The sequence below is a fragment of the Nocardia amamiensis NBRC 102102 genome (assembly GCF_001612745.1).
Classification (GTDB): domain Bacteria; phylum Actinomycetota; class Actinomycetes; order Mycobacteriales; family Mycobacteriaceae; genus Nocardia; species Nocardia amamiensis.
This window is the reverse complement of sequence record NZ_BDBA01000175.1, coordinates 21,063-29,573: the sequence shown is the minus strand read 5'-3', so window position 1 is coordinate 29,573 and position 8,511 is coordinate 21,063. Positions and strand designations below refer to the sequence as shown.

7 protein-coding genes are annotated in these 8,511 nt (G+C 67.3%); 3 read left to right on the top strand and 4 right to left on the bottom strand.

The genetic code is table 11. From position 1 onward, the window contains the following. On the bottom strand, window positions 1-506 hold a 506-nt coding region (locus NA4_RS28030; protein WP_067476521.1), incomplete at its 3' end, for a DUF8020 domain-containing protein. Window positions 507-812: 306 nt separating this feature from the next. Between NA4_RS28030 and rfbB the strand changes: the two genes are divergently transcribed. Continuing rightward, window positions 813-1,829, top strand: a complete 1,017-nt coding sequence (gene rfbB, locus NA4_RS28025; RefSeq protein WP_067476497.1) for a dTDP-glucose 4,6-dehydratase — start codon at window positions 813-815, stop codon at window positions 1,827-1,829. 254 nt (window positions 1,830-2,083) lie between these two features. On the opposite strand, the gene NA4_RS28015 is transcribed toward rfbB, so the two are convergent. After that, window positions 2,084-3,670 carry a DUF2142 domain-containing protein gene (locus NA4_RS28015; RefSeq protein WP_067476491.1) on the bottom strand — a complete coding sequence of 529 codons (1,587 nt, stop codon included), beginning with the start codon at window positions 3,668-3,670 and terminating at the stop codon, window positions 2,084-2,086. Beyond that, window positions 3,667-4,659, bottom strand: a complete 993-nt coding sequence (locus tag NA4_RS28010) for a glycosyltransferase (RefSeq protein WP_067476485.1) — start codon at window positions 4,657-4,659, stop codon at window positions 3,667-3,669. Before NA4_RS28010 ends, NA4_RS28015 begins: the two co-directional genes overlap by 4 nt. A gap of 147 nt (window positions 4,660-4,806) precedes the next feature. Here NA4_RS28010 and NA4_RS28005 point away from each other — a divergent pair, with 147 nt between their 5' ends. Both NA4_RS28005 and NA4_RS28000 read left to right on the top strand, forming a co-directional pair. Next, a complete protein-coding gene (locus tag NA4_RS28005) occupies window positions 4,807-5,349 on the top strand; it encodes a GtrA family protein (RefSeq protein WP_245671622.1) in 543 nt (180 codons plus the stop codon). 128 nt (window positions 5,350-5,477) lie between these two features. Beyond that, window positions 5,478-7,379, top strand: coding sequence for a glycosyltransferase (locus NA4_RS28000; RefSeq protein WP_067476482.1), 1,902 nt, complete (start codon window positions 5,478-5,480; stop codon window positions 7,377-7,379). A gap of 168 nt (window positions 7,380-7,547) precedes the next feature. Here the strand turns inward: NA4_RS28000 and NA4_RS27995 are convergent, their stop codons facing one another. Beyond that, window positions 7,548-8,399, bottom strand: coding sequence for an SDR family oxidoreductase (locus tag NA4_RS27995; RefSeq protein WP_067476479.1), 852 nt, complete (start codon window positions 8,397-8,399; stop codon window positions 7,548-7,550). Window positions 8,400-8,511: the final 112 nt, after the last annotated feature.

The following is an 8,511-nucleotide window of genomic DNA, read 5'->3' as shown; positions in this document are numbered from 1 at the left end:
GCGCCCGCGCCGGCGAGGCAGCCGAGGGCCGCGCCGCCGAGGCCACCGACCAGGGTGCCGAAGGTGGCGCCCATGCCGATGGTGTCCTTCAGGCGGTTGAACGCGGCCACCTCACGGTCGTACTCGGACTTCCACGGCGCCTTGTCCTCGTACGGCAGGGCGACGGGCTTGTAGACCGCGTGCTCCATGTCGAACTTCGGGGTCAGGATGGCGGTGCGGTCGGAGATCTCGGCGGCAATCGGGAACTCGAAGTCGTCGACACGGAACTTCAGCTCGGTGCCTGCCACGGTGGTTCCGTTGGCGGCCTTGATCATGAACACGCCATCTTCGTTGACCAGCGAACCGGCGTCGGTCTTGATGATGGTCGACGTCGGGGTGGCGGCCGCTTCGTAGTTCACCACGCCGCTGTCGGCTTCGGTGGCCGGAGCCGCGTTGACGGTGCCGGCGGTGACGCCGATGGCGGCGATCAACAGTGCCGACGTCGCGGCGAATTTCCTCATCAGCATTTTGTTTCGAACCTCGATCTGAAGCATTCGGAGGGGACTAGACGAGCAAAATCTAGAGCAGCTAACGAGTGGTGAACCCCTTGTGACTGTTTATTCAAATTTTGTTCACCGCGCGGACTCGCGGCTTGGTGGGGTTGTGGAAATGTGGGCATTGACCGGGCTTTTCCGCAACAAACCGGACCTGCGGTTCTCATCGATGGGAAACAGATGAGACGAAGGTCACAGATTGAAACGCTGGAAGTTCCTCTGCGGCATGGGGCTTCGAGTCCGTGGTCGCCGCGACCGTACCCCACGTAGAGTCATGGGGTGCGATTGCTCGTCACCGGCGGAGCCGGATTCATCGGCGCGAACTTCGTCCAGCAGACCGTGTCCGACCAGCCCGATACGACCGTCACCGTCCTGGATGCCTTGACCTATGCCGGGAACCGGGCCTCGCTGGATCCGGTCGCCGACCGCATCGATTTCGTGCACGGCGACATCGCCGACCTCGATCTGGTCGACGAGCTGGTCAGCGGCGTCGACGCGGTGGTGCACTTCGCGGCCGAGTCGCACAACGACAACTCCCTCGCCGAGCCGTGGCCCTTCGTGCAGACCAATATCGTCGGCACCTATTCGCTGCTGCAGGCCGTGCGCCGCCACGATGTGCGCTACCACCACGTGTCGACCGACGAGGTATACGGCGACCTGGCGCCGGACGACCCGGCGTTCACCGAGACCACGCCGTACAACCCGTCCAGCCCGTACTCGGCCACCAAAGCGTCGAGCGATCTGCTGGTGCGCGCGTGGACCCGCTCGTTCGGAGTCCGGGCCACCATCTCCAACTGCAGCAACAACTACGGGCCCTACCAGCACGTGGAGAAGTTCATCCCACGCCAGATCACCAACCTGATCGATGGGGTGCGCCCCCGTCTCTACGGCGCGGGGAACCAAGTACGCGATTGGATCCACGTCGACGACCACAACCGCGCGGTGTGGGAGATCCTGCGGCGCGGCCGGATCGGGCAGACCTACCTGATCGGCGCCAACGGGGAATTGGACAACAAGTCCGTGGTGCGGCTGCTCCTGGCGGAGTTCGGGCGGGATCCCGACGACTTCGACCATGTCACCGACCGGCCCGGTCACGACCAGCGCTACGCGATCGACGCGACACTGCTGCGCACCGAACTCGGCTGGCAGCCGCGCTACGCGGACTTCCGCGCCGGACTGGCGGCGACCATCCAGTGGTATCGGGACAACGAATCCTGGTGGCGGCCGGTCAAGGCCGACACCGAGCGCGCCTACCGCGAGGCGGGCGAGCGGACGCTCAGCGCAGCCGGAGACTGAAACGGCCGCGATTTTGCCGCGCCGGTCGACGGCGGTTGCGGCTGAGCCCCAGACGACAGTGTGATCCTTCGCCGTGGCGTCGACCAGCGCGACGATCACGGTGGCGGTCGGGCCTCGTCGGTCGCGTGCGCGGTGACGTTCACTGCGCCGCTGGCGGCTGCACCGGCCGGAGCCGCGTTGACGGTGCCGCCGAGGGCGGCGATCAGCAGTGCCGACGTCGCGGCCGAATCCCGTGCGCCGCGGACGTTGCCCGCTCAGCCCCAGACGACGGTGTAGTACTTCGCCGCCGCGGCGATGAGCGCCGCGCTCGTCATCACGAGCACGGTGACGGCCGGACCCACCGTCGGGGTCTTCCCCGCGGTATCGGTGAGCCGCAACGGCATCCAGCGCAGCAGCACCGCGAACGCGATGATCGCCAGCGGCACGAAGTAGCGGCCTTGCACGCCGTCGACGATGTAGTAGCCGACCGGCGTGAACGACATGTAGAGCGTCACGTAGATCATCGCCACGCTCGCCGCCACGGTGAGCGCGACGATCAGCGTGCGGCGGAAGGCGGGGACGTCCATCCGCTCGGCGATGCCCAGGCTCACCGCGAACGCGAGCAGGCAGGCCAGCATGGAGAGCGCTGGAACGTCGATGTAGGCGAAGCCGAGCTCGCCGAAGAACTGGCTGAACCAGCGCTGATCGCGCAGCGCGATGCTCTCGCCGAAGACGTGCACGAACTCCGGCGGGTTCCGGAGGATGCCGCTGAGCTGGTCACCGGGGCGTACCGAGTGCCACTGGTGCTGCGGCCGCATCAGGCCCATGCCGTCGCCGGTCGGCGCCGCGATCTTCATCCACACCGCGAATACGAGCGCGCCCGTCGCGGCGAAAACCCAGGGGATCCAGCGCTGCCAGCCGCGGAATCCGAACCGCTCGGCGGGCACCAGCACGACGAGCAACGCGAGCAGCACGTACGTGGGCTTGCTCACCGGCAGCAGGACCGTCGCGGCAAGCAGCGCGCCGATCTCCGCCCGGCCCAGTCGCTGGCCGAGGAACACCGCCCTCACCAGCAGCACGGAGACCAGGATCGCCAACGCGTTGGTCATGGTGTCGGCAGTGACCGTGCCCGCCTGGAACACCGCGATCGGCAGCACCGCGACGGTGAACGCGAGCCACTGCACCCGGTGCGCGCGCAGCGCGTACAGGCCGAAGCCGACCACCGCTAGGTAGGCCGCCAGCCCGGCGAGCCGGGTGAGCAGGAGCAGGCCGCCGACATCGAGCCCGAGCAGTTCGCCGAGCCGGATGCCGATGGCGGCCGGGATATAGGGCACCGGCGAGTAGGCGGCGGTATTGGTGAACCACACCGGTTCGGTGGCGTCCGAGACCGCGGCGCTCGTCAACTGCTCGTAGTGGGCGGGGCTCTCGACCATGGGGTCCGGCTCGTCCGGGTTGGTGGTGTAGTCCTTCAGGGCGTAGCCCATCAGCACGGTGATGCTGGCGGGCACCTCGCCGCCGTAGGCGATGCCGCGGTCGTCGTGGATCCGCTGCGGCAGGAACCCGCCGTGCGCGACCTGGTAGGCGCGGCCGAACTGGGTGATCTCGTCGTGACCCCAGAACGGCGGCGTGAGAACGGTGAACAGGGCGCCGAAGATCCCCGCGAGCACGGTGAAGGCGATCGTCGCGGCGCCGAGACGCGCCACAGCTCGCTGCGCGAAGCTTTGCCCCACGCCCGCCGGTGTCGGCTGCGTCCCATCGGTCGCCGGTAGCGGTGCGGTGTCGGTCGCCGGTAGCGATGCAGTGTCCGCGGGAGGGGCCAGATCCTTGTCCGGCGTCGCGGTCCGATCCGCCGATGTGGTCAACGCCCGGCTCCGCCGTCGCTGGCGGCGTCGTCGTTGCCGCTGCGGCGCTGATCGTCCGCGCCAACCGCGGCGTACCGCAGGTAGACCAGGCGCGCGGCCTCGTGCCTGGAACGCCGGATGCCGTCCAGGATCAGGCCCGCGGTCCAGGCCAGGCTGCCCAGCAGCAGCAGGGTGAAGCCGAGGAACAGCGTCGGGAACCGCGGCACCTCATGGGTGTTGTAGAACTCGACGACGATCGGGATGGTCAGGATGATCGAGACCAGCCAGCTCAGCGTGCCGAACAAACCGTAGAAGGCGACCGGCCGCTCATGCCTGGCCAGCCCGATGATCAGCGCGAGGATTTTGAATCCGTCGTGGTAGGTGCGCAGCTTGCTCTCGCTGCCTGCGGGACGGTCCCGGAAGCCGACCGGCACCGCGGTCTGCGGTACCCGCAGGTGCAGTGAATGCACGGTGAGCTCGGTCTCGATCTCGAACTCGCGGGAGACCGCGGGAAAGCTCTTCACGAAACGGCGGGAGAACACCCGGAAGCCGGAGAGCATGTCCTCGACGTTCTCCCCGAACACCTTCCCGACCACGCCGTTGAGCACCTTGTTGCCGGTCTCGTGTCCCGCACGGTATGCCGAGGCGCCCTGGTCCTGCTTGCGCACGCCGAGTACGTGGTCGTAGGGGCCGTCCAGCAGGGTCTTGATCATCAGCGGTGCGGCCGACGCCTCGTAGGTGTCGTCGCCGTCGATCATCAAGTAGACGTCGGCCTCGATGTCGGCGAAGGCGCGGCGCACCACGTTGCCCTTGCCCTTGGTGTGCTCGTGCCGCACGATCGCGCCGGCCTCGCGGGCACGCTCGGCGGTGGCGTCCGTGCTCAGATTGTCGTAGACGTAGACGACGATGCCCGGCACAGCGGCCTGCAGGTCGGCGACGACCTTGGCGACCGAAGCCTCTTCGTTGTGACACGGAACCACGGCGGCAATACGAAGCTCGGTGGAGTCCACCCCGGTCAATCCTCGCGATCGGTGCTGAATGTGGGAACACGGGGAGGGTACAGGGAACCCACCGCGGACGCGTGGCCGACCTCACCACGTGCGGCGATCGAATTTCCCCTCGCGGCCGGTTCCGCCGGGCTGCGGTACCGTCGGGCCGTGCCATCCCGTGAGTCCACCGCACCCGCCGCCGAGCCCGTGACACAGGAGACCGGATCGCTCGTCCGTACAGCGCTCACGGCACTGCGCCGAGGCGGCGCCTTCCTGATCGTCGGCGCGATCGGGTTCCTGGTGGACGCGGGCACGTACAACCTCCTGGTGTTCTGGGGCGGCGAGGGCCTGCTCTATCACTACCCACTGCCGGCCAAAATCATCGCGATCGCGGTGGCGACGGTGGTGACCTACTTCGGCAACAAGTGGTGGACCTTCGCCCACAAGCAGACCGACAACCCCGGGCGCGAGTACCTGCTGTACGCGGTGTTCAACGTGGTCGCGATCGGCCTGCAACTGGGCTGCCTCGGTTTCTCCCGCTATGTGCTCGACCTGTCCACCCCGCTGTCGGACAACATCTCCGGCACCCTCATCGGGCAGATCGTGGCGGTTGTGTTCCGCTACTGGGCGTACGACAAATTCGTCTTCACGGGGGCCCGCGCGGATCTGGGCAACACCGCGGACAACGAATCGGCGAACGTTCAGCAATAGTTCAGGAAACCGGCGGCGCGGCTGCACGGCGGGCAGGCCGACAGGCCGGTTGATATCCTCACCCCCGCCGTGAAGGCATCCAGGGGCGTGTCTGTCCCGTCCGGCACAATGAGAATTTCGAGGATTTCATGGATCAGTCGGCTACCCAGGCCGTTACCGAAACAAACGATCGCTCGACGGCCGCTGCCGCGCCTGCCGCACTGCGCGCCGACCATCGGGCGCCGGACCGGCTCTTATTACAGCGCGGCATCTTCACCGGCCCGTCGGCCAGAGTGAGCGACGACCTGTATGCCGTCGTCAAGGGAGGCGCGCATCGGGAACGCCTGACGCTGCGACTGGACAAGGGCGCGACCGCGCACACCAATACCTACTTCGGCCGATTCGCTGCCAGTTACTGGCAGCGCTGGACCACGGTCACCGAAGTGCGGGCCACCATGGTGCTCGACGTCGTCGCGAAGGCGAAGATCCGGCTGGTCGCCTCCGACATCGCGGGCCACCGCAGGATCATCGACACCACGCAGGTCGACGCGAGTGGTTCGGTGACCCTGACCGCTCCGCTCGACCAGTACGTCGACGGTGGCGCGGTGTGGCTGGAATTCGACGCGATCGGCGGCGCGCTCGGCATCGCCGAGCTCACCTGGACCGCCGTCGCGCCGGAGAAGGTGCGACCGGTCGCGATCGCCATCTGCACCTTCAACCGTGCCGAGGACTGCGCCGAGACCGTCGCCGCGTTGTCGTCGGACCCCACGGTGCTCGCGGCGATCGATGCGGTGTACGTCGTCGACCAGGGCACCGATCTGGTCCAGAACCGGCCGCGCTATCAGGAGGTCGCCCCGGTCTTCGGGGACAAGCTGCGCTACCTCCGCCAACCCAACCTGGGCGGCGCGGGTGGTTTCACCCGCGGTCTGTACGAGGTGTCCGCCGTCAACGAGCACGCCGACGTCATCCTGATGGACGACGACATCCTGTGCGAGCCGGAGACGGTGCTGCGGCTCAACGCCTTCGCCAACCTGACGGTGGAGCCGACGTTGGTCGGTGCGCAGATGCTGTTCCTGCTCAACCCCGACTACCTCAACGTCGGCGCCGAGGAAGTGCACCTGCACCGGCTGCGGCACGGGCAGCGAGTGCCCAAGGCGCTGCGCAACACCAGCATGCTCAAGAAGAACCAGGAGCGCCGCGTCGACGCGGGCTACAACGCCTGGTGGACGTGCCTTATCCCGGCCGAGGTGGTCGCGAAGATCGGGCTGCCGATCCCGATCTTCTTCCAATGGGACGACGTGGAATACGGCATCCGGGCGCGCGAGCACGGCTTCGTCACCGTCACGCTGCCCAATGCCGCCGTGTGGCACGCGGACTTCTATTGGAAGGACTACGACGACTGGGCGCGCTACTTCAGCACCCGGAACTCGCTGATCGTCGGCTCGCTGCACACGGATCTGGACGCGAAGCAGATCACCAGGAAGCTGTTGCGCGAACTGTCCGAGCAACTGGTCGCGATGCAGTACGGGCTGGTGCACACCACCTTGCAGGGCATCGAGGACTTCCTGAAGGGTCCGAAGGTCTTGCAGGACGGCGGTATCGAGGCCCTCGCCGCCGCGCGCACCAGCCGGGGCGACTACCCCGAGACGATCAAGCACCCGGCCGCGACACCGCCGGTCCGCTCGGCCGATATCCAATTGCGCCGCGCCGGTGGGGAACCCAGTCGCGCACTGCTGGTGCTGATCAAGCGTGCGATCACCCAGTGGCTCGGCCGCACCCAGCACGGTGTCATCGGCGTCACCAGGGAAGACGCCTACTGGTGGCATGTCTCGCTGTTCGACCACGTAGTGGTCACCGACGCCTCGCAGTCCGGCGTGCGGGTGCGCCAGCGGGACAAGGCTCGCGCCCGTCAGCTGCTGCGCCGCACCCTGCGTGTGCTGCGCCGCCTGCGCCGCGAGCTGCCCACCGTGCAGGCACAATACCGTGCCGCCATGCCGGAACTCACCAGCCGCACCAACTGGGAGCGGTTGTACGGCATCACACGAGACTGATCACGGCGGCGAAAACCGTCGACGCCGAATTTGTTTCGCATGTATGCACGTGGACGGCGCCGCCCGGGCTGGGCGGCGCCGTCGCGGGCCGCGTCGAGCACTTCCTCGTAGGACCTGAACGCAACTTTGGGGGCGCCCGGCCGGTACGGCCCGAGTACGCCCGGGCGCTCAGAGAAACAGGTCGGTGGTCAGCTCGGCGTCACCGGGTGTCACGCGGTACTTGTCCAGGTCGGTGATGCCGTGGGCCGCGAGGACGTCGTCATCGATGAAGAAGTTGCCGGTGGTCTCTTTGCCCGGCGAGGTGAGCACCAAGTAGGCGGCGTCGGCGTAGATGTCGGGGGTGCGCGACGTGGCGACCATCTCCTCGCCGCCGAGCAGGTTCTGCACCGCCGCGGTCGCGATGGTGGTGCGCGGCCACAGTGAGTTGACGCCGATGCCGTCGCCCTTCAGCTCCTCGGCCAGACCCAATGTGGTCAACGACATTCCGTACTTCGCGATGGTGTAGCCCAGCGCCATGCCCGCCCACTTGGGGTCCAGATTCAGCGGCGGAGACAGGGTGAGGATGTGTGGGTTGCGTCCGGCCTTCGCCGATTCGCGCAGGTGCGGAAGGCTCAGTTTGGACAACAGGAAGCTGCCTCGGCAGTTGATGTCCTGCATCAAGTCGTACTTCTTCATCGACAGCGCATCGGTGGGCGACAGATCGATCGCCGAGGCGTTGTTCACCACGATGTCGATGCCACCGAACCGCTCGACTGTCTGGCGCACGGCCTCGGCCACCGACTCGTCGACGCGGACATCGCCGACGAACGGCAGCACCTGCCCGCCCGCCTGCTCGAGTTCCGCAGCGGCGGTGTGGATGGTGCCGGGGAGCTTGGGGTGCGGCTGATCGGTCTTCGCGATCAGGGTGATGTTGGCGCCGTCGGCCGCGGCCCGCTTGGCGATCTCCAGACCGATGCCGCGGCTGCCGCCGGACATGATCATCGTCCGCCCCGCCAGCGGCTTGGATCCCGGTTCCGTCATGTGACCTGCTCCTTCGTGTGTGCCGCGGTCAGGACGTCCGCGGCGTCGCGCGCTTGCACACTAAGCGTAAACCTCGGCAGTATGCAATCAGTTGCATAGGGAGTGCGAAGAG

Excerpts from the sequence above, each read along its gene's own strand:
- NA4_RS27995 (WP_067476479.1), bottom strand. The coding sequence starts at position 8,399 with ATGACGGAACCGGGATCCAAGCCGCTGGCGGGGCGGACGATGATCATG.
- NA4_RS28000 (WP_067476482.1), top strand. The coding sequence starts at position 5,478 with ATGGATCAGTCGGCTACCCAGGCCGTTACCGAAACAAACGATCGCTCG.